This window comes from Cryobacterium sp. TMS1-20-1, assembly GCF_004402355.1.
GTDB classification, from domain to species: domain Bacteria; phylum Actinomycetota; class Actinomycetes; order Actinomycetales; family Microbacteriaceae; genus Cryobacterium; species Cryobacterium levicorallinum.
In genome coordinates this window covers 53605-75953 of sequence record NZ_SOGF01000055.1, presented here as the reverse complement: position 1 = coordinate 75953, position 22349 = coordinate 53605, and the positions used below count along the sequence as shown (strand labels likewise).

The window sequence follows — 22349 nt, the reverse complement described above, 5'->3', positions numbered from 1 at the left end:
CCGATTGGTTCAGCCCGGCAGAGCATATCCACTGAATCGATATCAGGCTGCAATCTTGGAGTCTGCGCCGACATAGGAACGCGGGTGTGCCGATAACCTGACGGCCCTTTCCCGAAGTGCCACAAGTTGGTCCTGTTCGGCAGCGGTCAGATTGGTCACGGCAGAACAGATCGGCCAGAAGTCGACCTCGTCGAGATGTGCGTCCGGCAGAAGCATTCGCTTAATGTGACAGCGGCGCTTTCAGCCATCGCAGGAACGTGCCGCGAATCGTTTCTGATGTTTCCACGAGAATAAACAGGGACAAGTTTTACCAAATGTCGAGCATGAAAGCGGCGCGCGGTGAGTCGGGCCGTGCCGGTCGGCTGCTATATCGCTGCGCGGCGCGCGGCCTCCAGATCGTCGCCCGCCTGTGCTGCTTTTGCTGGGCAGCTTTTTTCTTTGCTGCAGGTGATGCTCATGGTCTTCCTTTCGCCAGCAGATCCATGCCCCCAATTTAGGCGGGTGCAAGCGGATGTAAGCGCTGCATCCGGGCTGGTCAACTTCTTCGATCAAATTCGACGTCGGGCCTCGGCGTTCTCGTTGCCTGGCGCGCCGACCGGACCAGATCGCCAATGCGTCAAAGAGAGGATTCTGATCGCGGAATACCTGAGCTCGCTCCCCGGTTTTGCACACGCTGAGAGAAGGTGGCGCATGGAGCCAGCTGGAATTCAACCCACAACGGAAAGTGGTCAGAGATCCGCCAGGAGACCTCGGTGCGTGTCAGGCTGCCGAGCAGGTGTGGCAGAAAGTTGAACGAACCCGCCCGCAGGGTGTAGGTCAGGGAGGTCAGCAGGGATTTTCCGTCTGGGTCCGAGAACCATGCGATCTGGTCATAGAAGTGCCTCGAGGTGTCGTTGTCGAACACCGTTCGTGGGATGTCATTCAGCTCGGTCGGAGGCCACAGCCCGGTCGATACAAATGCTTCAAACAGCGGGTCACCAATGCGGTCGAGGTTGAAATCGCCCAGCACGAGAAGGTTTTGGTTCCATCGGTCGGTCCGATCGGCCCAGGCACGCATCCACTCCGCGAACGCCGTGATCTCCGGCAGCCGCGCAGTCGGGTCAGCCCCCCAGATGACGTGCACGGTGGTCAAGGTGAATTCCGCTGAGCCGCGCACAAAACTGGCGGCGTACGGCGTTCGGGCGAACTGTTCGGCCGGCCCGTCGACCTGTGCTGGCAGCACGATCTCACCCACCAGTCCCGAAGGCTGCACCCGAGTCGAGTCATACAGAAACGTCAACCGTTCTCCGTTTCCTGGACCGCCCTCGGTGACGTCGGAGACGACCACTCTCCAGTCGTCTCCGAGCAACTCGAGCAGAAATTGCAGGGCGGTTGTGTTGCGACGCACTTCTTGAACTGCCATCACATCAAAGCAGGCCACTACCGCAGCGATGCACGCGAGGGAGTACCAGTCCCGCTTGGGAGTATCCCCCGGTTCGGCGTGCCACTTGGCTGTCAGATCCCCCAATGCCCGAAGGTTCCAGGTCGCGATCAGTAGATCGTCGGGGTGCTTCGGCGGCACCACTGCGGCCAGCGCTGCTCTGAACGCGATCAGGTTTTCCGCCACGTCGGGCGGCATTGTTGTCGTCATGATTTGTGAACCAAACTGCCCTGCCCAGACGGATGGGCCGTACGGCACTCAGTAATGGAAATCTGAAAAGATCATATCTCCGCACACTCACGTACGTAAGGTAGCGGCCGCCGCCGCCGCGAACGGTACTTTATCGAACTGGTGGCGACCGCATCTGCGCACCACGCGCCGGCATTGCGCAGCCAGTTCAGGACGTACTCCGAAGCCGTGTCGGCGGCCTCGAGAGCGAACACGAGGACCGGTCCATCCATCCAGCTCGGAGCCGGCAGGACGCGCATGGGCATGCTCGGTGCTGGACGGCGGCACCGAGTTATCCGAGCGCGCGTGCACGATCAGCGTCGGGCACGTGACGCGATCCAGCGATGCCGGAGTGAACGGACGGAAGTCGTTCTCCACGCCCCGCCGACGTCGCTTCGCACCGAGCGACGCGCGAAGCGTCGCCTCCAGCTGCGCTGTGCGGCCGGGGATCGCCGCGAGCAGCGCAGCGCGATCAGACGCGACCGCCTTGGTCTGGCTGCCCAATACGAGGAACAGTGCAGTGAGCGTCGGACTGGTCGCGTGGGTCAGTACTCGTTTGCACTGGTCATTCTGCCGGCATCGACCGTCGCTGTCATCCCGGATGGGGAACGTCTTGCGGGACGCCTAGCCGGGAATGCCCTGGCGTCCCGGTGCGGCCCAGGGGCGCGTACGCGTATTTCCGATGGCGGTAAGGACTCCATCAACGGATGCACCGGCAGTGCATACGTGGAACGTGATCGCGGCGGTCCAGCCAGCAGGGCCGGCCATCACAAAGCCTTGACCGCCTGCACGCTGCCCGTTACAGGCTCGCCGCAACGGCCACTAGGCCAACAAGTCGTGAGCCTGCTCGGGGTCTCCGCCCTTGGACCCGCGCCTGCATCAGGCATCGGCGCCCTGCAGGCTCCACGTCCGTGACACGCGACACACAACGGCGCAGAACCGAGGTCTACCTCAGGTCTGCGCCGCATGGCGTGATTTAGATGTCGGTGGCGATCTCGAACTGCGAGACCTGCGGGGCGCTGACGAGGAGTGAGCCGAGCTCGGTCGCACCCGCGCCGGCACGCCAGGCACGGTAGGCCGAGTCGGCTTCGGCGGAGGCCCATCGCTCGAGCAGGATCAGGTGGGAGGAATCTTCGGCATCGACTAGGACGTCGACACCGAGGCAGCCGTCAAATGCCCGGGTGCCGGTGAGGATATCTCTCAGCATGGCCGGTGCATTGGCGACAGCCTCTGCTTTCAGACGAAGGTCGAGTAAAACGGTGAGTGCCATGGATGCTCCGATCAGGTGGGGTTGGTGCAGCGTCTAGAAGCTGAGGATCTGGTAGCCCTGAACGACTAGGTTGCGTGTGCTCGCTTCGCCCTTGTAGTCGGTGAGCAATGGCCATCCGCCGGTCTCGATCGGGTCGGAGACTCCGTGGGAGTTGACGCAGAAACCGCAGGCACCCAAGATGTTGTCCTGAAGCGCGACGGCGAGCGGGTTCATCTTGTGCTTGGGGTCGGAGATGGCGGCGAGAGACTCAACGCCGGAGCCGTCAAAGACCACCACGACCTCATCGCCGGCCTCCTTGAATTCGAGGGCGGTCTTGAGGCCGCGGTAAACGCGTGAGGTGTCGGAGCCGATGGGCTCGTAGATGACAACGGCGATCTTGAGTTCAGACATAAACATGTACCTCCTAGGTAGACCGATCTGGCCACTTATAACTATACCGATCTGTCTGGTATTGTCCAATCATGGGATCCACGACTACCGCTGCGACACGCAGCGCCCGGGAACGCCTGCTGGCATCCGCGGCTCAGCTGTTTCAGGAACGCGGCATCAACGCGACCGGAATCGACCTCGTCGTTCGCAACGCAGGAGTAGCAAAGGCCAGCCTGTACAACAACTTCGCGAGCAAGGAAGCGCTCGTCGTGGCCTATCTGGAACAAGAGTTGGACGGCTGGGTTCAGCACTCGCGCTCTCTGGACGACCCATTCGGCGCGCGCCCGGAGCGCGTGGCTGCCCTGTTCGAAGCGCTAGCGGTCTCAGTCGAATCCCACACCTTTCACGGCTGCCCGTTCACCAACGCGGTGATCGAGCTGCCCGAGTGCGTCAGCGTGCGCCGGGTAGCCGAACACTACCGTGAAGTCGTTCGCGCCCACCTCGCTTCCATCGCCGGCGAGGACCCAGCCTCCACCTTGGTGTCTCGCCTCTTTCTGCTCTACGACGCGGCCATCACGGCCGCTAAAGTGGGCCGCGACGCTGGACTCGTGCGTCAGGCCAGCACCATGGCACAAGAACTCGTCTAAAACTCAGCTTCCAGGGAAGCGATCAGTGAAGACATCAGCTGCGTTGCGGGCATTCGAGCTCAACACCCGACCGGTGCACCCGCCCTCCCGGGTGGCGCCCGACCAACGCTGGGAGGAAGCGACCTCAGAACGCCACCAAGTAGCGCCAAAGACCACGTACACGCATGGATGAGCGTGGGTGCTCCATGGACGGTCGTCTGCGGAGACCGGGGTCAGAGCATGGAGCCAAGGTCGGAACCGACGGACGGATAGGTCGCGGTCGCCGATTTTAGTTGTCGGGTGGTTAGGCCCAGCTTGATTGCGAGGCCGAAGATGTTGATCACTTCCGAGTAGCCGGGGCCGAGCAAATGTGCGCCGAGAATCTGATCGGTTGCTGTATCAATGATGACCTTCGTCGCCGCGACGGTCTCACCGACTCGGTAATTGGCGTACCAACTGCTGGTGTCGTTGTAGCGCACAGCGATATCACGGCCATCACGCACGGCTTCGTGCTCGAGCATGCCGACGCGGTTCAGTTCCGGGATCGTGAACACTGTGGTGGGGACGCCGGCATAGTCCGGCACGGTCACCGTGCCCTTGAGCATGTTGGATGCTGCCACCTTGCCCTCAAAAACGGCGACGGGCGTGAGGCGTTCTCCGGGAGTGTCGGCGGCGTCGCCGGCGGCGAAGACCGACGGATTACTGCGGCTTTGCAGGTGTCCGAACACATCGATCCCCTTCGGGCCCCAGGCAATGTTTGCCGCCGCCAGATTCAGGCCGTCGATGTTGGGCACCCGGCCTGCGCCGTGCACCACCAGATCTGTCTCGACGACGGTCGTGACGCCGTGCTCCTCCACGCTCACCTGAAGCCCCGTCGCGGTGCGCGCCACTGCAATAACTGAGGTGCTGCGATTCACGCGGATGCCGGCTTGCTCACTGCGCTGCACCAGCAGATCGACGAGATCGGGGTCGAACGCGCGTAACGGCCGCGCCCCGTGATCGATGACCACGCAGTCCACACCAGCGCGGGCTGCGATGTGGGCGAACTCGAAGGAGACGAACCCGCCCCCGACGAATACGATCCGGCCGGGAAGCTCCTCGAGGTTGAGAAAGTCGGTGCTATCGATGAGGTGCTCGTGTCCGGGGAAATCGAGGGGGCGCGGTCGGGCACCAGTCGCTATGAGAAACCGCTTCGCCTGGTGCCGCACGCCGTTGATTTCGAGGTGATGGGGCCCGGTGAAGTGAGCGGCACCGTGAAAAGTGCTCACACCGTTGCGCAGAAGTTCGTCTTCCATGCTCTCAGGCACACCGTCGGTGAAACCGCGCTTGTGACGCATCAGCGCCGCCCAGTCCAGCGTGAGCTCATTCTCGCTGATGCCTTTGCCCTGCATCAGATGGGCGGCGTCGATCACTTCCGCTCCCCGACGGAGAATCTTTTTCGGGTCACACCCGCGCAGCGCACACGTGCCCCCGTACGGCAGGGCATCAACGATCCCCACGCGCCATCCCTGTGCAGCGCACCTATTGGCTGCTGTGGTGCCGGCCATTCCGGCGCCGATCACAAACAGGTCGTATTCCTCAAACGTGTCGCTCATGCTGTGGTGATCGCATCGCGCAGTTGCTCCAGAGTGGGGGCGCCGGCTAATCCCGTGGGAGTCTTATAAATGCGGCACGCCATCCCGACCGACGCCGACTGGTCCGGAAAAAGGTCTGTTCCCCCCACCAGAATGCTCGGGGATCCCCGAAAATTGATTGCCTCTGCGTCTTCCAGATTCTCGACCAACCGCCGGGTCACGACGGTGCCGGGGCGTTCGACTGCGATCACCGCTAGCCGCTCAGCGGCAATTTTCCAGTTCGGGCACCCATTGAAGTACTGCAACGTAATATCCATGCCCTTACCGTAGACGTTGCACCACGGTGCAAGGTCAAGTAGTGGAATGGGACTATGCAAATTAGAGACCTGGCCATCGCGAGTGGCGCAACCGCACAGACCATACGGTTTTATGAGCGGCGCGGCCTGTTGGATCCCGCCGAACGTGCGGGGAACGGTTACCGGCGGTACAACGACGCGGCCCTCTCGCGTCTGCAGTTCATTCGGTCTGCCAAGACGGCTGGTTTAACCTTGTCCGAAATTGGCAGCATCATCACGGTGAGAGAAGCAGGCGAGGTGCCGTGCGGGCACGTCTTAGACCTTCTCGCGGCGAAACTGACGGATGTGCACCGCCGCCAGCAGGAACTTGCACTTCTTGAATCAGAGTTGCACCACTTCATCGAAGCGAGCCAACCTCTTGATCCGGGCGATTGCGAAGCGGGCAGTGTCTGTCACCTCTTCACCCAAGCTCACCATTAGCGCACAACGTTCATTCACGCCATTAATCGGTGCGAATTCACCGCCATTTACCGCTGCAATTCAGACGTGGAACCATGCGGACTGTCTTCGGCACATTGCCGAGGGACACAAGGGGGACTACAGCAAAATTGGTGCTCCCTCGGGCAAGAGCTGGGACACTTTCGCGAAGTGGTGCATCGGGCAAACTCTTGGTTCTCCGTCGAGTGCGACGTATCAAAAGCCCAACGCCACTTACCTGTACCAAGCGCCGGTTCAGATTTGGAACAACGGGACCCTTCAGAAGACTTATCAGAACCGAGTGTCAGTGCGCACAAGCGACCGGGTCATCGTGACCTCATACATTTCTCGAGCTTAGAGTTAGAGATCATGCCTACTTCGGTCTCGAGCACTGCACTCCTTGATGAACTTTTCTACTACCTCGACGAGTTCACTCCGCCCATCTTTAGCGCCAATCGTTCGCTCACTGTCGTGTCGGTTTCAGCGCCGGAGTGCTTCGAGCACGCAGCCTTTTTCAAGGCTCATCCAGCAGGTCAACGATGACCACACCGTTGTCAAGGTCGCCTCCCGGCACGGAAACTCGGTGATCATGTCGAAAGACGACTACGACGCGATAACCGAAACTGCCTACCTGTTTCGGAACCCTGCGACGGCCGAGCGGCTGCTCACGGCGATCGAGCGGGTGCGGCGCGGAGAGTTCGAGCAGCACGACCTGACAACCGAGTGAGTCGGACTGTCGCCTTCGACCCGAATGGGTGGGACGACGACATCTACTGGCAAACCCAGGACCGCAAGACTCTGAGGCGCATCAACCAGCTAGTCAACGACGCGTTGCGCGATCCGTTCGCGGGGATCGGCAAACCTGAGCCCCTCAAGCACATCCTTGCCGGCGCGTGGTCCCGCCGCATCGACGACACGAATCGGCTGGTCTACTACGTCACGGATGACCACATCATCATCCTGCAAGCTCGCGACCGCTACTGACCCGAGGTCTACGTGTCCTGCAAGAGGTCTCCCTGTGGCACGGCTCGACTATCGGAATGACTGCTGCCGGTCTCTGGGTTTGGTTCTCCCGTTGCTGAGTTGCCTGGCCCGACAACACGATGATGCGGTCGATCTCGAGCGCATCGAGCAGCGCTGCCATCGCGTAGCCCGGCAGCGCAAAGGTCTGCCCCGTCGCAAGCGGTGTTCCCAGGCACCCAGGCATGCTCGGAGCGATGATTCGGAACCCGTTCACGCGCAGGTACTCGACCGCCACGCGCCTTTGGTCCCACCCGCCGAGGGTGCCGTAGATGGCGAGAATCGGCTCACCCCTGCCTCGCTTGGCGAGCTGAACCGGTCCCGATCCCGCTGAAACGGTTCGCGGGCTTTCCGCTAGGCACGCGCGCAAGTCTTTGGACGAGGCCGATCTCAACGCGGTGGCCATGACCCACTATCGTTTCGACGGCATGCGTGGTCAATGGCGCGAAATTCCTCGCGTGCATTTTCAGAGCGGATGCTGGCCCGCGCTCCCGACACAGGCTCGCGCTCATCCGTGGCGAGCGCACTATTCGCCCGGGCGCCGTCGAGTGTCACCGCCGTGGCCTCGACGGTTGACCGAACGCTATCCTCGACGGCATGACGCGAGTCGGCCCATCCGAGTATGAAACAGACAGGGATGGCCTTCGCCTCCCGGCCGACAGTCGGCAGCCGGCAGCCGACAGCGAATCAGGGCCAGCCCTGACCGCATCCTCGCCGGAGCCGACTCGATCACCGCACTGGTACATGTACCTCGATCGAGACGAGCGCCATCGCGTCGCTCAAATCACTGTGCAACATACCGCCCGGTGCCCGTCATCGTCGGGATCGGCACCGGGCGGATTGGATGCTCCTTCAGCACTCGATCACGTTCACCGCGAGGCCACCTCGGGACGTCTCCTTGTACTTGGTCATCATGTCGGCACCGGTGTCCCGCATGGTCTTGATCGCTTTGTCGAGTGACACCTTGTGGCTGCCGTCTCCGTGCAGGGCGAGGCGGGCAGCGTTGATAGCTTTCACGCTGGCAATAGCGTTGCGCTCGATGCACGGGATCTGCACGAGCCCGCCGACGGGATCGCAGGTCAGGCCCAAATTGTGTTCGATTCCGATTTCCGCAGCGTTCTCCGCCTGGATGGGAGTTCCTCCCAGCGCTTCGCAAAGGGCGCCGGCGGCCATGGAGCAGGCCGCGCCGACTTCGCCTTGGCACCCGACTTCAGCGCCTGAGATGGACGCATTGAGCTTGAACAGGATTCCGATCGCCGCGGCCGTCAGCAGGAAACGCACGACACCGTCGTCGTCGGCCCCCGGGACGAACTTTACGTAGTAGTGCAGCACGGCTGGGATGATCCCGGCTGCCCCGTTGGTGGGCGCCGTGACGATCCGCCCACCGGCCGCATTTTCCTCGTTGACGGCCAGCGCAAAAAGATTCACCCATTCCATCGCCCGCAGGGGGTCGGTGGTGTCCTCCGGCGCCTGCAGCGCGCGGAACAGCCCCGGTGCCCGGCGCGTGACCTGCAGGCCACCAGGCAGAATACCGTCGGCAGCGCATCCGTTGGCCACGCACGTCTGCATGACGGACCAAATGTTCAGCAACTTCGTGCGTAGCTCGATCTCCGTGTGCCAGGTGCGCTCGTTGGCCAGCATCACGTCGGAGATGCCGAGTCCCTCCCGGGCGCAGATTGCCAGCAGTTCATCGGCCGTCGTAAACGGATGCGGCAGGACGGTTTCATCCACAACCACACGATCCGCACCCACGGCATCCTCATCCACGACGAAGCCTCCACCGACGGAGTAGTAGGTGCGCTCCCGCACCACGCCACCATCGTGGCTCATGACCCGAAAGATCATGCCGTTCGGGTGTGCGGGCAATGATTTGCGCCGATGTAGGAGCACGTCCTCGGTGAAGTTGAAGTCGATGCCGTGCCGACCGGCCAGCATCAACCGTGCGTCGAGTGCGGCCGCCGCCACCTGGTCGTCGGCCGTTGCCGTGTCCACGGTTTCCGGGTCCTGGCCCTGGAGCCCGAGAACCACAGCCTTGTCCGAGCCATGGCCACGGCCGGTCGCGCCCAGCGAGCCGAACAGCTCTGCCTGAACCCGCACGATTCCGTCGAGCAGACCGTCCCGAGCCAGACCCTCGGCAAAGCGTTTCGCCGCGCGCATCGGACCCACCGTGTGGGAGGACGAGGGCCCGATGCCCACGGAGAAAAGGTCCAACACGCTCAATGCCATGTCGTGCTCTCCGCTACCGTGAACTCGCGCATCCCGTCCAGGAGCCAGCGTCCCAGGTAGTCGGCAAATGATGCCCGCGGGAATACGCGGAACGTTTCGTTCTCAGTTTTCCACAGGACGACCGGAACGTTGCCGATCACGGTGGCGATTGCCACGCCGGTCGAGAAGGCGCGGGGATGCAAGTCGGCCGCGCAGCTCTTCTCCAACACTGCCCGGGCGGAGGGGCCGGCTAGTTCGAACGTCGTGCGGTTGCTGGAGAGGTCGACGGTTTGTCCGGCTCCATCGCCGAGGGCCGCCACGAGCTCGGCAGCGAGTGTGCCGTCAAGTGCCTCCTCCTCGGCAACCAGCAGAAACTCGTCCGGCCCCAGCCACAGCACGGCCATTCCATCGACCCCTGTGGTCACCTGCCCACACGCGGTCGGCAGCCCTCCGGTGACGGCGCCGATGCGGCGACCACCCTCGGAGAGCGGGTCGACGCGGATGCCCACCATGACTTGGAAGGGGATCTCCCGGAGGGAGACCCGAGCCTCGGCCGACGCGGTTTTCGCGAATTCCGCCCAAAGATGTTCCGCGGGACTGTGGCGACGCGCCGTCAGGTGCGTTTGGTGGACATCCGTTATTTGAGCATCCGTGCTTTCAATCGTGTTAACCATCTCGGCGCTTCCCTTCGGCATCAAAAAGTACTGTTTCCCCAACGACGACATCCACGAGCTCTGTTCCGAAGACGGCCACCAGGTGTTCCCCGATCCGGTCTCGACCGTTCGTGATCAGCGCGAGCCCGAAGGACCGGCCCAGGGCAGCACTGTGATAACTCGACGTCACAAAACCCTGCATCGGAACGGGTCCGACTGCGGGGGTGATGGGCACACCGTGGTCGATGAGTTGGGTACCTTCCGGCAACCGGATCGTCCCATCCGTGGGCATTACGCTCACCAGGTGTTTCCGGCCCTCCGAGCGCACACCGGCACGCTCGTATGAGCGTTTGCCGATGAAGTCCTTGACCTTGGACACCACCCACTCCATGCCCGCGTCCTGCGGGGTGACGGTACCGTCGGTGTCCTGGCCGACGATCGGGTATCCCTTTTCTGCGCGCAACACGTGCATGGTTTCCGTACCGTATGGGGTGATCTTGAACTCTGCGCCGGCCTCCGTCACGTCTTCCCAAGTCTGCAGCCCGTACCAAGCCGGAACGTTGATCTCGTAAGCCAGCTCACCGGAGAAGGAGATTCGGCAGATTCGAGCGGCAACGCCGGAGGCGAGCACCGTTTCGCGGAACGTCATAAAAGGGAAGGCCTCGGTAGACAGATCAAGCCCCGGCGCCAGCTTGCCGAGCACCGCACGGGACTTCGGCCCGACGACGGCGATCGTGGTCCATTGCTCCGTCACTGACGTGCAGCTCACGTCCAGCTCCGGCCACTCGGTCTGCAGCCATTCCTCGAGCCAGTCCAGCACCTTCGCTGCACCGCCGGTTGTGGTGGTCATGAAGTAGCGGTCGTCATCCAGTCGAAGCGTCACGCCGTCGTCGAAGATCATGCCGTCGGGGGTGCACATGACGCCGTAACGGGCCGAGCCGGGCGCGAGCTTCTTGAAGGCATTGGTGTAAATGCGGTTGAGAAACTCCCCCGCTCCCGTGCCACGGATTTCAATCTTGCCCAGAGTCGTGGCATCCATGTAGCCCACAGAGTCGCGCACAGCCGCGCATTCCCGCAGCACGGCAGCGTCCATGTCCTCGCCCGCAAGCGGGTAGTACCACGGACGTTTCCACTGGCCGACGTCCTCGAACAGCGCACCGCGCTGTTCATGCCAGGTGTGGATGGACGTCCGGCGAGCGGCGTCAAACAGGTCCCCGCGCTTTCGACCGGCCAAGGCCACGAACGACACCGGCGTGAACGGAGCACGGTACGTCGTGGTGCCGATCGAGCCGATGTCGGCGTCAACGGCGGTGCCCTGTCGGCGAAAAGCAGCAGCAATGACGCCGATCGCGTTCACACCAGAGGTCTTTCCCTGGTCATTGGCGGTGCTGATAGAGGTATAGCGCTTGATGTGCTCCACGCTGCGGAGCCCCGCCCCCGTAGACCGCCAGACATCGGCCACGCTTTGGTCGCGTTGAAAATCGACGAAGTGATGGTTCCAGTCGGACGTCGTCCCTTTGGTTCCGCCGACCAGCCAGAGGGCACGGGTCGGCGCGACGGGCTGCGCCGGACGAGCGGGACGGGCCAACGTGGCGATGGCAGCAGCTACGGCCGCTCCCGTGGAGAATCCGGCGTTGACAGCGGCAATCGCTCCCGCGGATACACCCTCGGCGATACAGTCGGCCAGTGCATAGCTCCCCCGCGCTGCGCCGACGACCTGCTGGTCGCGAACCACCGTCGACGGTACGAATCCGACCAGGTCCTGGTCCCAACGCACCTTGCCCTGGGCCTGACTGTGCAGGTGTACCACGGGGCTCCAACCGCCGGAGATTGCCAGGAGGTCAGCCTCGAATTCCTCAATGCCACCCACCGGCGCACCGTCGTCGTCGATCCGGGCGACCGAGACCCGCGCCAGGCGCTGCTCACCCACGGTGTCAACCACAGCACTGCCGTAGAGAACGCGTGCGCCCGTTTTGGCCGTCACGAGCGCTGCGAGCGCCGACGGCGCTGGCCGAGCGTCGACTACCGCTGCCACCTCTATACCCACCGCACACAGGTCGGACGCGAGCAGGTATGCGCTGTCGTTTGTGGTCCCGATCACGACGCGGGAGCCAGCTGCCACACCGTACCGGTTGAGGTACGTGCGGGCAGCAGACGCCAGCATGATGCCGGGGCGGTCGTTGTTCTCGAAGACGATCGGTCGTTCGTGCGCGCCGGTCGCCAGCACCACCTGGTTCGCACGGATGTGCCAGATGCGGAGGTGCGAGACGCCGTCGGCCGGGGCCGTCTGCAGGTGGTCGGTACGGTTCTCGACGGCGATGAGGAAGTTGCTGTCGTAGGAGCCGAACACCGTGGTGCGGCACAGGATCGTGCACTCGGGGATGCTGGCAAGTTCGGCTTTGATGTCGGCGACCCACTCGAGGGCATCGACGCCGGCTACCTGCTCATCACGGCCGGAAAGCAGTGTTCCGCCCAGCTCGGGCTGGTCGTCGATGAGGATTATGCGGGCGCCAGTGCGGGCCGCCTCCCGTGCCGCTGCCAGCCCGGCTGGACCGCCGCCGACCACAAGAACGTCGGCGTGAACATACTTCTTGTCGTACACCGCTTTGTCATCGCTCGGGTCGAGCTGACCCAGACCGGACAGGAATTCAGCCTCAAGACCGTCAACCAGCTCCACGGTCGTGGCTGGGAGCATAGATTCGGCGACGTGGCCGGGGAATCGTCCCGCCACCTTGACCAGCGCATTGGACTCCTCCACGCCGGCGGACATGATGCCGCGCGGTCGGTTCCCATACAGAGAATTGCCAACCGACACGCGGCCTGCGGCGAGCAGCGCGGAGGCCAGAGTATCGCCAGGATGGCCAGCGTACCCGACGCCGTCCACGGTGAATTTGAAGACCGTACCGCGGTCAATTCGTCCGCCATGGCTGAGCCGATTGGATTGAGTGTGCTGACCGGTCATAGCTGGACTCCTTCCGGTGTTCCTTGGCGGGTAGTACTCGTGGCCAGACCCGTCGTGGGTTGCGACGTCCGCAGGGCTGGCGGCTCCTGGCCAATGCGATAGACGGCCGTGATGTCATAGCTCACGGTGTCCCGGAGCATATTGAACCACTTTCGGCATCCCGCACTGTGCACCCATCGCTCCGCAAAGAGCCCTTTCGTGTTCTGGCGGTAGAAGAGGTACTCCGCCCACTCCCGGTCGGTGAGTTCTGCCGGATGCTCGGGGTAGGCCACGTGGGCTTGTCCCCCATAATGAAATTCGGTTTCGTTGCGCGGCCCGCAGTTGGGGCATGGAAACAGCAGCATGGCGTGCTCCTTACGTTCTGAGGGGTCGATTTCTAGTGAGCCACGGCGGCGGCGCCGTGCTCGTCGATCAGGGCGCCGGTTTCGAAACGTTCCAGAGAGAACGGCTTGTTCAGGGCGTGCGGGGCCCCGGTGGCGATGGTGTGGGCGAAGGTCAGGCCCGCTGCCGGCGTTCCCTTGAAGCCGCCGGTTCCCCACCCGCAGTTAACGTACATATTCTCAACCGGTGTGGTCCCGATGATGGGCGAGGCATCCATTGTGGTGTCGACGATGCCGCCCCAGGTGCGCAGCACATGGGCCCGGGCGAAGATCGGAAACAGCTCGACGGCGGCGGCCATCTGCTCTTCGATGACGTGGAAGGATCCACGCTGGCCATAGCCGTTGTACGAGTCGACTCCGGCCCCCATCACCAGTTCGCCCTTGTGGGCCTGGGAGACATACACGTGTACCTGATTCGACATCACCACCGTCGGGTGCACGGGTTCGTGCAGCTCGGACACCAATGCCTGCAGCGGGTGGGACTGGATCGGCAGCCGAAACCCGGCCATTTCGGCGAGCAACGAACTGTGTCCGGCCGCGCACAGTCCCACTTTGCCGGTGCTGATGGTGCCACGGCTGGTTTCCACGCCAGTGACCCGCTCGCCGTCTTTGATGAAGCCGGTGACCTCACAGTTCTGGATGATGTCGACCCCCAGCTCGTCGCATTTGCGGGCAAACGCCCACGCCACGTGATCATGCTTGGCGATGCCGGCCCGGGGTTGGTAGGTGGCACCCATGACCGGGTAACGGATGTTGTCGCTGATGTTCAGGATCGGGCAGAGTTCCTTCACCTGCTTCGGGTCGAGCCATTCGGCGTCGACCCCGTTGAGTTGGTTGGCGCCGACCCGACGGATGCTTTCACGAACGTCCCCAAGAGTATGGGCGAGGTTCATGACGCCACGCTGGCTGAAGAGAAAGTCGTATTCGAGCTCTTCCGGCAGGATCTCCCAGAGTTTGAGCGATTGCTCGTAGATGGCTGCGCTCTCATCCCACAGGTAGTTAGAGCGGATGATGGTGGTATTGCGGGCCATATTTCCGCCTGCCAGCCAGCCCTTCTCCAGGATCGCGATGTTCGTCATCCCGTGATTCTTCGCCAGGTAATACGCCGTCGCCAACCCGTGACCGCCGCCACCGATGATCACGGCGTCGTACGACTTCTTGGGATCGGGGTTGTGCCACAGGAACTCCGGGTGCTCCTTCAGCTGTTGGGTACTCACTGGGCGACTCCGCTCAGCACGGCCACGATTGGTTCTTCGGACGATACCGGCGCGGACAGCTGCGGATACAGCGGAAATTTCTCCGTCAGCTTCCGAACCCGCTCGCGCAACAGGATTGCGGAATCCTCACTCAGGTCACCCGAAATGGCGGCCGCGATAATGTCAGCCACCTCGGTGAATTCGGCACGGCCAAATCCGCGGGTGGCCAGTGCCGGTGTGCCGATCCGCAGCCCGGAGGAAATCATGGGCGGCCTCGGGTCGAACGGAACGGCGTTACGGTTCACGGTAATGCCGATGCGGTGCAGCCGATCCTCGCCTTGCTGGCCGTCAAGGGCGGAGTTGCGCAGGTCGACCAACACGAGGTGCACGTCCGTGCCGCCGCCCACCACGGAGATTCCGTATTCCGCGACATCCGGGGCGAGCAGACGTTCGGCGAGGATTTTGGCACCCTCGAGGGTGCGTTCCTGGCGCTCGCGGAAAGCTTGCGTGGCTGCAATTTTGAAGGCGACCGCCTTCGCGGCGATGACGTGTTCCAACGGGCCGCCCTGCTGACCGGGAAACACCGCGCTGTTGATCTTTCGTGCCAGGAACTCACGGCTGAGGATCACCCCGCCCCGAGGGCCACCCAGGGTCTTGTGTGTCGTCGTGGTGACGACGTCGGCGTACGGAACCGGGTTCGAGTGCAGACCAGCAGCTACCAGCCCGGCGAAGTGCGCCATATCCACCATCAGATATGCGCCGGCGAGGTCTGCGATGCGGCGGAACTCCGCAAAATCGAGCTGTCGGGTGTATGCGGACCACCCGGCCACGATCAGCTTGGGTTGGTGTTCCAATGTCAGCGCTTCCAGTTCGGCCATATCCACGGTCATGTCTGATTCGCGCACGTGGTACGCAATGGCGTTGTACAACTTGCCGGAGAAATTCAGCCGCATGCCGTGAGTCAGGTGCCCGCCGTGGGACAGGTCCAATCCCAGGATGGTGTCGCCGGGGTTTAGGAGCGCCGCCATGGCGGCAGCGTTCGCCTGCGCGCCCGAGTGTGGCTGCACGTTGGCGGCCTCGGCACCAAAGAGTGCCTTCACTCGGTCGATCGCAAGCTGTTCAATCACGTCAATGTGCTCGCAGCCACCGTAATAGCGCTTGCCCGGGTAACCCTCCGCGTACTTGTTGGTCAGTACCGAGCCCTGTGCTTCCATGACGGCTGCGGGGGCGAAATTTTCAGAGGCGATCATTTCCAGTGTCGATTGCTGACGAGCCAGTTCTCGAGTGATGGCCTCGCCGACCTCGGCATCTACGCTGGACAGAGTACCGGTGAGCACATCGGCCATGGGCTAGCTCCTTGCAAATCGCCGCTAATACGTAACTATTAGCCAATTGATATATTAGATTAAGTGCAACAATATAGTGCGGCCAGTTCGACGTCAAGGACTTCCTCTGGGGCAAGCGACCCGAGGAGAAACCATGACGAACGCTACAGCAGCGGCCGAGCCAGATCTGTCGTTGTCAGAGCATGCCTACCGCAGTCTGCGCGACCAGCTGATCATGCTGGAGATACGCCCGGGCGATGCCATCAACGATTCGGCCCTGGCGGCGAGCCTCGGTATTGGGCGTACCCCCGTGCGCGAGGCGCTCAAGCGACTCGAGAGCGATCACCTCGTCGTCTCGTACCCGCGCCGCGGAACTTTTGCCACTCGCGTCGACTTCACCGAGTTGGGAGACATTTCGGAGATCCGCCAATTACTGGAGCCACTCGCGGCCCGACGTGCGGCGCGGAACGCCACGGCGCCAATGCGCGCAAAATTCCGAGATTTAGCCGCTAATATTGCGCGTTCAGAACCTGGCAACTCGGACCAGCATGACCTGATGCGCTTTGACATCAAAGTACACCGGCAGATCTATGCCGCAGCCGGCAATGCGCATCTGGAAGACGTCCTGATCCGGTACGACAACCTGGCAACGCGCATCTGGTGTTTGGTGCTCGACAAAATCCCGTCCGTGGCCGGGCACATCACCGAGCATGTCAAGCTGCTCCAGGCCATCGCCGACGGTGACGGTGAACTTTCCGCTGGGCTGGCCCTCGAGCACGTGACCAACTTTGAGAAGACCATCCGCACCGCCCTTTAGACGGTTCCTGGTGGGCGGTGCCTGCCTCAGGCGGCGAAAAGAGCTTCGCGTACCGCCTGCTCGAAGCCACTCACGTGGATCCGCGCGAGTTCGGCGGCACCTGCCTCATCTCCGTCGATAACGGCACGGAGCAGGTCCACATGCTCATGGACATGCCGGGACAGGTCGGGCAGGCGATCCAGGACCATGCACCAGATTCGTGTCGCAAGATTGTCGTAGCGGATCAGGACATCTTCGAGGTGGGGATTGGCGGCCGCCGCATAAATGCCGCGGTGCACGCTGGCGTCCAACCGCAGTGTTTCGACGACGGACGCTGCGCTCGCGTCGAATCCCTCGACGGCGCGCATGACCTCCCGCAACTGTTCCCTGGCAGACGCCGTGGCCACGCGGGCAGCCCGGGAAGCGGCAAGGGGTTCCAGCTGCGTGCGGATTTCGGAAATGAAAGCAAGGTCAGTAACGTCCACGCGGGTCGCGAAAGTTCCTCTCCGCGGGTAAGACACAACGAGGCGATCGAGCTCCAGCCGTTTCAGGGCTTCGCGCACCGGCGTGCGCCCGACGCCCAAGTCTTTGGCGAGCTCGCCATCACTAAGTAGATCACCAGGCTTGATGTCCAGAGTCAGCAGCCGATCGCGAACGCGTTCGTAGGCTATATCCGCCAACGACCTCCGTGTGGCATCAGCACCAGCACTCACCCAAGCTTCAACCGCCATTCGCTGACCCCTTTCAAATCGAGCAAGAAGGCTATTGACCTATCTCAGTCGCCAGTATACGCTGATCACCAAATCAGATATATCAGTAGTAATACTGCCAATATATATAAGGGCGGAGACATGACGCTAATGGCGACAGACTCATCTACCAGCACACTGCCTCAATCGGAGGTTCTTGGGCAAGAGCAGGCGAAGAAGTTCGTCCTCACGTTGTCGTGCGTCGAACGCGCAGGCATCGTCCACGGGGTCACCACGTTCCTCTTCGAGCGTGGCTTCAACATTGAAGAACACCAGCAGTTCGATGACGGCCTCCGAGAGACTCTGCATCTCCGCACCGCATTCTCGGGCCCTTCTACTTACACCCCGGACGGTCTCGAGGAAGAATTCCGATCGATTGCTGCCCGCTTCGACATGAAATTTAGCTTTCATGACGAGACGAAGCAACGCATCCTGGTCATGGTGTCCAAGTTCGGGCACTGCCTGAACGACTTGCTCTTTCGCTGGCGGGGCGGAAGCCTCCACGGCGACATTGCCCTTGTGGTTTCCAATCATGAAACCCACCGGGCAATGGTTGAGGCCGCCGGCGTCCCCTTCATCTACCTCCCGGTGACCCCCGCGACCAAATTGGACGCCGAGCGGCGCCTACTGGAACTGGTGGAGGAGCAGAAAATCGACCTCGTCGTGCTTGCCCGGTACATGCAGGTTCTGTCCGATGACCTCTGCCGCTCGCTGGAAGGCCGCGCTATCAACATCCACCATTCCTTTCTCCCGGGATTCAAGGGCGCACGCCCTTACCACCAGGCCTACGACCGTGGCGTAAAGCTGGTGGGTGCCACGGCCCACTACGTTACTGCGGAACTCGATGAGGGTCCAATCATCGAACAGGAAGTCATCAGGGTCGACCACAGCTATGGACCGACCGCTCTTTCAACAGTCGGACAGGACGCCGAAGCACTGGCACTCTCCCGGGCCGTGCGCTGGCACTGCGAACACCGTGTACTTCTGGATCGGAACAGCACCGTCGTGTTCCGGTAAGTAGAAGCCACCAAACCAGCAGGTATTGACACACATAAATCAGGAGGAGAAACCATATGGCATCGACGCCAAGCATTGTCATTATCGGAGCTGGAATAGTCGGAACGAACCTGGCCGATGAACTCGTCACCCGGGGTTGGAACAACATCACTGTGCTGGACCAAGGGCCGCTGCACATGCCCGGGGGCTCAACGTCCCACGCCCCCGGTCTCGTCTTCCAGACAAACGCCTCGAAATCCATGGCACTCTTCGCCAAATACACGGTGGAGAAGCTACTCTCCTTGACCGAAGACGGCGTCAACTGCTTCAACCAGGTCGGCGGCCTCGAAGTCGCCACCACCGAGACCCGTCTCGCTGACCTGAAGCGAAAGCTCGGATACGCAGCATCGTATGGAATTACCGGAAAAATTCTTTCACGTGAAGAGTGCATGGAGCTCTACCCGCTCCTGAACGAGGAAGATATCCTCGGTGGACTACATGTTCCCAGCGACGGCCTGGCCAACGCCGCCCGCGCCGTTCAGTTGCTGATCAAGCGCACGGAAGCCGCGGGCGTCCAGTACCTGGGCAACACCACTGTCACGGGTATTGAACAGTCCGGCCGGCGCGTCACAGGTGTCCAGACGTCCGACGGTGTTATCCCCGCGGACATCGTGGTTTCCTGCGCAGGCTTTTGGGGGGCCAAGATCGGCGAAATGATCGGCATGTCCGTTCCTCTTCTACCCTTGGCCCACCAGTACGTCACGACCACTCCGGTACCAGCGTTGAAGGGCAAGAACAGCCTGCCCAACGGGGCCTCCTTACCCATCCTGCGACACCAGGACCAGGACCTGTACTACCGCGAGCACGGCGAGCGCTACGGCATCGGTTCCTACGCCCACCGCCCAATGCCCGTGGACCTCGACGAACTCGGCACCTTTGAGCCCGCCACGATCAGCGAACACAACATGCCCTCCCGGCTGGACTTCACCGTGGATGACTTCCTTCCGGCCTGGGAGGCCACCAAGCGGATCCTGCCCGCGCTTTCGGAAAGCAATATAGAGGATGGCTTCAATGGCATTTTCTCCTTCACCCCCGACGGCGGATCCCTGGTGGGCGAGTCCAAGGAGTTGGACGGCTTCTTCGTTGCCGAAGCCGTGTGGGTGACCCACTCTGCCGGTATCGCCCGCGCCGTTGCCCAACTGCTGACCACCGGAAGGTCGGAGATCGATCTGGGTGATTGTGATATTCACCGCTTTGAAGAGGTCCAGTTAACCCCGGAATACGTCAGCGAAACATCACAGCAGAATTTCGTCGAAATCTACGACGTCCTCCACCCACTCCAGTCCAAGCTGTCCCCCCGCAACCTCCGCGTGAGTCCGTTCCACGCGCGCCACAAGCAGTTGGGCGGGTTCTTCCTGGAGAGCGGCGGATGGGAACGCCCCTACTGGTTCGAAGCAAACGCGGCGCTGTTGAAGGAGATGCCGGACAGCTGGCTGCCGCCAGCTCGCGACGCGTGGTCGGGGATGTTCAGCTCGCCCATTGCTGCCGCGGAAGCCTGGAAGACCCGCACGGCAGTTGCCATGTACGACATGACTCCGCTCAAGCGCCTCGAGGTCTCCGGCCCGGGCGCTCTGAAGCTGCTGCAGGAACTCACCACTGCGGACCTGGCCAAGAAGCCCGGTGCAGTCACGTACACCCTCCTGCTGGACGACGCCGGCGGCATCCGAAGCGACATCACCGTGGCCCGGTTGAGCGAAGACACCTTCCAGCTCGGAGCCAACGGAAACATCGACACTGCCTATTTTGAAAGGGCAGCCCGCCATCAGACTGAAAGCGGGAGCGCCAGCGACTGGGTACAGGTGCGCGACACGACGGGCGGCACGTGCTGCATTGGCCTCTGGGGGCCCCTCGCTCGGGACCTGATCAGCACCGTCAGCAGCGATGATTTCAGCAATGAAGGTCTCAAATACTTCCGCGCTAAAAAGGTAGTCATCGGCGGCGTCAACGTAACGGCCATGCGCTTGTCCTACGTCGGCGAACTGGGCTGGGAACTCTACACAAGTGCCGACAACGGTCAGCGCCTCTGGGATGCGCTCTGGAAGGCCGGCCAGCCTCACGGTGTCATAGCGGCAGGCCGTGCAGCCTTTGGTGCGCTGCGTCTTGAAAAGGGTTACCGATCCTGGGGCACGGACATGACGACCGAGCACGACCCCCTGGAAGCCGGACTGGGATTCGCCGTGAAGATGGCCAAGGCATCCTTCGTCGGAAAAAAAGCGCTGGAAGACCGTAGCGAGGAAAACTCCGAACGGAACCTTTGCTGCCTGACGGTCGACGACGGCCGGAGTATCGTCCTGGGCAAGGAACCGGTATTTTACAAGGACCAGGCGGTCGGCTACGTCACCAGCGCCGCCTACGGCTACACCGTCGCTAAACCGATCGCTTACGCGTACCTTCCGGCGGCTGTCACTGTCGGGGACTCTGTTGAGATCGAGTACTTCGGCCGGCGCATTCAGGCCACGGTCACCGCAGATCCGCTCTACGACCCCACAATGTCCAGGCTGCGCGGCTAAGAGCCCCGGGGGCCATCCAGGTGGTTGAGCGCGAGCACCTCTCTGGGTCGATGCGCGGTGTCCTCAAGCCCGGGCGAAGACAATCACTTAGCCGTCCGCGGGGAGCTAGATCTGCCGGCGGCCCGGACTGAAGCGCTCAGCCGTGATATACGGGCGCTAAGAAATCTCTGGACACACACCCAGTCCTGCAATACGCTGCTTCTGATATATCTGAAATGGTGATTTAGGCATATCAGTCGTAGAAGACAGCATCATGATCATCGAATCGGACGAGGTCCTCAACCTTCTGCCCGATCTGACTACCACGGGCCATATCTAACCGCAGGCCCCTGCCACACCGAACAAAGGACACGCTTATGCACTCTAGGAGTGACCTGAAATCCCATACACCCAAGGACTTACCTGCTAACAACGATGTGGCAGGCACTCCGCGCAACGAAGAACTTGAAAGTGTCGGCAAGAGTAAAGCATTCATTAGTGCATCCGGCGAAGTAGACAGAAACCTCGCTGACCTCGATCCGGACGAAGGAGGCGCACACCCCCTGCCGGACGTCGAGAACGAGCAAATCCTCGAAGAGTTGCGCCAGGCCAAGACCGACGAGGCAGTTGCGGATCGCCGGAACCACAAGCTCGTCCTCGACAAGATCACGTTCGGAATCACCGGCGTCATCGCCATTGCCTTTATTGTCTGGAGCTTCATAGGACGCGACAGCCTGTCGGACACTTCGACGGGCAGTATTCCAACCCGCAAGCCCCAGCATCCCAACCCGGACCCGGACCCGGACAGAAAATAACTGCGCACCTTCAATACCAGTCCACCTTGGCGGCAACCGGCTTGTTCCGGCCCATGCCGCCCAGGCACACCGACCCCCACGCATAGCAAAGGTAACTACATGTCCCAGCTCCGAGACCAACACGAGACTCTACGGATTAGCAGCGCCGGTAAGGAGTTCGTGGATATCCAGTTGGAGTGCTCAAATCCAGTCACTGTTCAGCTGCAACTGGATGGCGGCTGCAACTGCCAACACGACCACGGGAACCGCCCGGGCTCGTATGTTGACAGTGACCTCGGTCCTCGTTGACTGCGGCGGCGTCCCGCGCCCTGATTAACAGTCCTTGGCGCCCGGCCGCATTTTCGGAACTGTTTCGACAGCGACGCGCAATGGACCACATCCGCGAATACCGCATCCACACACGGCTCAGCAAACGGCAGATCCTGTCCGTTCGTCCTTAACAT

At 62.0% G+C, this 22349-nt stretch carries 21 protein-coding genes; 8 read left to right on the top strand and 13 right to left on the bottom strand.

What is annotated here, in order from left to right; genetic code table 11:
- Positions 1–616 precede the first annotated feature (616 nt).
- The 4 genes from E3O45_RS13905 to E3O45_RS13895 all read right to left on the bottom strand — a co-directional run bounded on the left by E3O45_RS13905 (position 617) and on the right by E3O45_RS13895 (position 3308).
- Positions 617–1630 carry an endonuclease/exonuclease/phosphatase family protein gene (locus E3O45_RS13905; protein ID WP_174843091.1) on the bottom strand — a complete coding sequence of 338 codons (1014 nt, stop codon included), beginning with the start codon at positions 1628–1630 and terminating at the stop codon, positions 617–619.
- Positions 1631–2272: 642 nt separating this feature from the next.
- Positions 2273–2416, bottom strand: coding sequence for a hypothetical protein (locus E3O45_RS17580; RefSeq protein ID WP_166789502.1), 144 nt, complete (start codon positions 2414–2416; stop codon positions 2273–2275).
- Between the two features lie 208 nt (positions 2417–2624).
- Positions 2625–2918 (bottom strand): putative quinol monooxygenase, encoded by a 294-nt coding sequence (locus tag E3O45_RS13900; protein ID WP_092448665.1) that lies wholly within the window; start codon positions 2916–2918, stop codon positions 2625–2627.
- A 33-nt stretch (positions 2919–2951) separates the two neighbouring features.
- On the bottom strand, positions 2952–3308 hold the full coding sequence (locus E3O45_RS13895; protein ID WP_092448666.1) for a DsrE family protein: 357 nt from the start codon (positions 3306–3308) through the stop codon (positions 2952–2954).
- 71 nt (positions 3309–3379) lie between these two features.
- Here E3O45_RS13895 and E3O45_RS18290 point away from each other — a divergent pair, with 71 nt between their 5' ends.
- Entirely contained in the window at positions 3380–3934 is a 555-nt protein-coding gene (locus tag E3O45_RS18290; protein WP_134443914.1) for a TetR/AcrR family transcriptional regulator, read from the top strand.
- A 212-nt stretch (positions 3935–4146) separates the two neighbouring features.
- Here the strand turns inward: E3O45_RS18290 and E3O45_RS13885 are convergent, their stop codons facing one another.
- Complete coding sequence (locus tag E3O45_RS13885) at positions 4147–5508, bottom strand: NAD(P)/FAD-dependent oxidoreductase (protein ID WP_134443913.1); 1362 nt, start codon at positions 5506–5508, stop codon at positions 4147–4149.
- Positions 5505–5804, bottom strand: coding sequence for a thioredoxin family protein (locus tag E3O45_RS13880; RefSeq protein WP_134443912.1), 300 nt, complete (start codon positions 5802–5804; stop codon positions 5505–5507). Before E3O45_RS13880 ends, E3O45_RS13885 begins: the two co-directional genes overlap by 4 nt.
- Before the next feature lie 54 nt (positions 5805–5858).
- Here E3O45_RS13880 and E3O45_RS13875 point away from each other — a divergent pair, with 54 nt between their 5' ends.
- The 3 genes from E3O45_RS13875 to E3O45_RS13865 all read left to right on the top strand — a co-directional run bounded on the left by E3O45_RS13875 (position 5859) and on the right by E3O45_RS13865 (position 7244).
- Positions 5859–6263: a heavy metal-responsive transcriptional regulator gene (locus E3O45_RS13875; protein ID WP_134443911.1), complete on the top strand. Its 405-nt coding sequence runs from the start codon at positions 5859–5861 to the stop codon at positions 6261–6263.
- Between the two features lie 400 nt (positions 6264–6663).
- The gene (locus E3O45_RS13870) at positions 6664–6987 is read left to right on the top strand and encodes a type II toxin-antitoxin system Phd/YefM family antitoxin (RefSeq protein WP_134443910.1); all 324 of its coding nucleotides are present in this window, start codon (positions 6664–6666) and stop codon (positions 6985–6987) included.
- A complete protein-coding gene (locus tag E3O45_RS13865) occupies positions 6984–7244 on the top strand; it encodes a Txe/YoeB family addiction module toxin (protein WP_134443909.1) in 261 nt (86 codons plus the stop codon). The genes E3O45_RS13870 and E3O45_RS13865 overlap by 4 nt, the downstream gene beginning before the upstream one ends.
- Positions 7245–8132: 888 nt before the next feature.
- On the opposite strand, the gene E3O45_RS13860 is transcribed toward E3O45_RS13865, so the two are convergent.
- From E3O45_RS13860 to glyA, 6 genes are read right to left on the bottom strand one after another with little or no spacing between them, the layout of a single operon-like run.
- A complete protein-coding gene (locus tag E3O45_RS13860; protein ID WP_134443908.1) occupies positions 8133–9506 on the bottom strand; it encodes an L-serine ammonia-lyase in 1374 nt (457 codons plus the stop codon).
- Complete coding sequence (locus tag E3O45_RS13855; RefSeq protein WP_134443907.1) at positions 9497–10159, bottom strand: sarcosine oxidase subunit gamma; 663 nt, start codon at positions 10157–10159, stop codon at positions 9497–9499. Before E3O45_RS13855 ends, E3O45_RS13860 begins: the two co-directional genes overlap by 10 nt.
- Positions 10152–13100, bottom strand: a complete 2949-nt coding sequence (locus tag E3O45_RS13850; protein ID WP_134443906.1) for a 2Fe-2S iron-sulfur cluster-binding protein — start codon at positions 13098–13100, stop codon at positions 10152–10154. The genes E3O45_RS13855 and E3O45_RS13850 overlap by 8 nt, the downstream gene beginning before the upstream one ends.
- Complete coding sequence (locus tag E3O45_RS13845) at positions 13097–13444, bottom strand: sarcosine oxidase subunit delta (protein WP_134443905.1); 348 nt, start codon at positions 13442–13444, stop codon at positions 13097–13099. Before E3O45_RS13845 ends, E3O45_RS13850 begins: the two co-directional genes overlap by 4 nt.
- Positions 13445–13476: 32 nt before the next feature.
- The gene (locus E3O45_RS13840) at positions 13477–14697 is read right to left on the bottom strand and encodes a sarcosine oxidase subunit beta family protein (RefSeq protein ID WP_092448680.1); all 1221 of its coding nucleotides are present in this window, start codon (positions 14695–14697) and stop codon (positions 13477–13479) included.
- Positions 14694–16022 carry a serine hydroxymethyltransferase gene (gene glyA, locus E3O45_RS13835; RefSeq protein ID WP_134443904.1) on the bottom strand — a complete coding sequence of 443 codons (1329 nt, stop codon included), beginning with the start codon at positions 16020–16022 and terminating at the stop codon, positions 14694–14696. Before glyA ends, E3O45_RS13840 begins: the two co-directional genes overlap by 4 nt.
- A gap of 133 nt (positions 16023–16155) precedes the next feature.
- Between glyA and E3O45_RS13830 the strand changes: the two genes are divergently transcribed.
- On the top strand, positions 16156–16818 hold the full coding sequence (locus E3O45_RS13830) for a GntR family transcriptional regulator (RefSeq protein ID WP_134443903.1): 663 nt from the start codon (positions 16156–16158) through the stop codon (positions 16816–16818).
- A gap of 26 nt (positions 16819–16844) precedes the next feature.
- Here E3O45_RS13830 and E3O45_RS13825 read toward each other — a convergent pair whose 3' ends face one another.
- Positions 16845–17528: a GntR family transcriptional regulator gene (locus tag E3O45_RS13825; protein ID WP_134443902.1), complete on the bottom strand. Its 684-nt coding sequence runs from the start codon at positions 17526–17528 to the stop codon at positions 16845–16847.
- Between the two features lie 120 nt (positions 17529–17648).
- Here E3O45_RS13825 and purU point away from each other — a divergent pair, with 120 nt between their 5' ends.
- The 3 genes from purU to E3O45_RS13810 all read left to right on the top strand — a co-directional run bounded on the left by purU (position 17649) and on the right by E3O45_RS13810 (position 21906).
- A complete protein-coding gene (gene purU / locus E3O45_RS13820) occupies positions 17649–18563 on the top strand; it encodes a formyltetrahydrofolate deformylase (protein WP_134443901.1) in 915 nt (304 codons plus the stop codon).
- 56 nt (positions 18564–18619) lie between these two features.
- The gene (locus E3O45_RS13815) at positions 18620–21112 is read left to right on the top strand and encodes an FAD-dependent oxidoreductase (RefSeq protein WP_134443900.1); all 2493 of its coding nucleotides are present in this window, start codon (positions 18620–18622) and stop codon (positions 21110–21112) included.
- Positions 21113–21468: 356 nt separating this feature from the next.
- Positions 21469–21906: a hypothetical protein gene (locus tag E3O45_RS13810; protein WP_134443899.1), complete on the top strand. Its 438-nt coding sequence runs from the start codon at positions 21469–21471 to the stop codon at positions 21904–21906.
- The last annotated feature ends 443 nt before the right edge of the window (positions 21907–22349 follow it).

What these genes read in the sequence shown, in the direction of transcription:
- E3O45_RS13905 (WP_174843091.1), bottom strand. Translation starts at nt 1,630, where the DNA reads ATGACGACAACAATGCCGCCCGACGTGGCGGAAAACCTGATCGCGTTC.
- E3O45_RS17580 (WP_166789502.1), bottom strand. Translation starts at nt 2,416, where the DNA reads ATGGCCGGCCCTGCTGGCTGGACCGCCGCGATCACGTTCCACGTATGC.
- E3O45_RS13900 (WP_092448665.1), bottom strand. Translation starts at nt 2,918, where the DNA reads ATGGCACTCACCGTTTTACTCGACCTTCGTCTGAAAGCAGAGGCTGTC.
- E3O45_RS13895 (WP_092448666.1), bottom strand. Translation starts at nt 3,308, where the DNA reads ATGTCTGAACTCAAGATCGCCGTTGTCATCTACGAGCCCATCGGCTCC.
- E3O45_RS18290 (WP_134443914.1), top strand. Translation starts at nt 3,380, where the DNA reads ATGGGATCCACGACTACCGCTGCGACACGCAGCGCCCGGGAACGCCTG.
- E3O45_RS13885 (WP_134443913.1), bottom strand. Translation starts at nt 5,508, where the DNA reads ATGAGCGACACGTTTGAGGAATACGACCTGTTTGTGATCGGCGCCGGA.
- E3O45_RS13880 (WP_134443912.1), bottom strand. Translation starts at nt 5,804, where the DNA reads ATGGATATTACGTTGCAGTACTTCAATGGGTGCCCGAACTGGAAAATT.
- E3O45_RS13875 (WP_134443911.1), top strand. Translation starts at nt 5,859, where the DNA reads ATGCAAATTAGAGACCTGGCCATCGCGAGTGGCGCAACCGCACAGACC.
- E3O45_RS13870 (WP_134443910.1), top strand. Translation starts at nt 6,664, where the DNA reads ATGAACTTTTCTACTACCTCGACGAGTTCACTCCGCCCATCTTTAGCG.
- E3O45_RS13860 (WP_134443908.1), bottom strand. Translation starts at nt 9,506, where the DNA reads ATGGCATTGAGCGTGTTGGACCTTTTCTCCGTGGGCATCGGGCCCTCG.
- E3O45_RS13855 (WP_134443907.1), bottom strand. Translation starts at nt 10,159, where the DNA reads ATGGTTAACACGATTGAAAGCACGGATGCTCAAATAACGGATGTCCAC.
- E3O45_RS13850 (WP_134443906.1), bottom strand. Translation starts at nt 13,100, where the DNA reads ATGACCGGTCAGCACACTCAATCCAATCGGCTCAGCCATGGCGGACGA.
- E3O45_RS13845 (WP_134443905.1), bottom strand. Translation starts at nt 13,444, where the DNA reads ATGCTGCTGTTTCCATGCCCCAACTGCGGGCCGCGCAACGAAACCGAA.
- glyA (WP_134443904.1), bottom strand. Translation starts at nt 16,022, where the DNA reads ATGGCCGATGTGCTCACCGGTACTCTGTCCAGCGTAGATGCCGAGGTC.
- E3O45_RS13830 (WP_134443903.1), top strand. Translation starts at nt 16,156, where the DNA reads ATGACGAACGCTACAGCAGCGGCCGAGCCAGATCTGTCGTTGTCAGAG.
- E3O45_RS13825 (WP_134443902.1), bottom strand. Translation starts at nt 17,528, where the DNA reads ATGGCGGTTGAAGCTTGGGTGAGTGCTGGTGCTGATGCCACACGGAGG.
- purU (WP_134443901.1), top strand. Translation starts at nt 17,649, where the DNA reads ATGACGCTAATGGCGACAGACTCATCTACCAGCACACTGCCTCAATCG.
- E3O45_RS13815 (WP_134443900.1), top strand. Translation starts at nt 18,620, where the DNA reads ATGGCATCGACGCCAAGCATTGTCATTATCGGAGCTGGAATAGTCGGA.
- E3O45_RS13810 (WP_134443899.1), top strand. Translation starts at nt 21,469, where the DNA reads ATGCACTCTAGGAGTGACCTGAAATCCCATACACCCAAGGACTTACCT.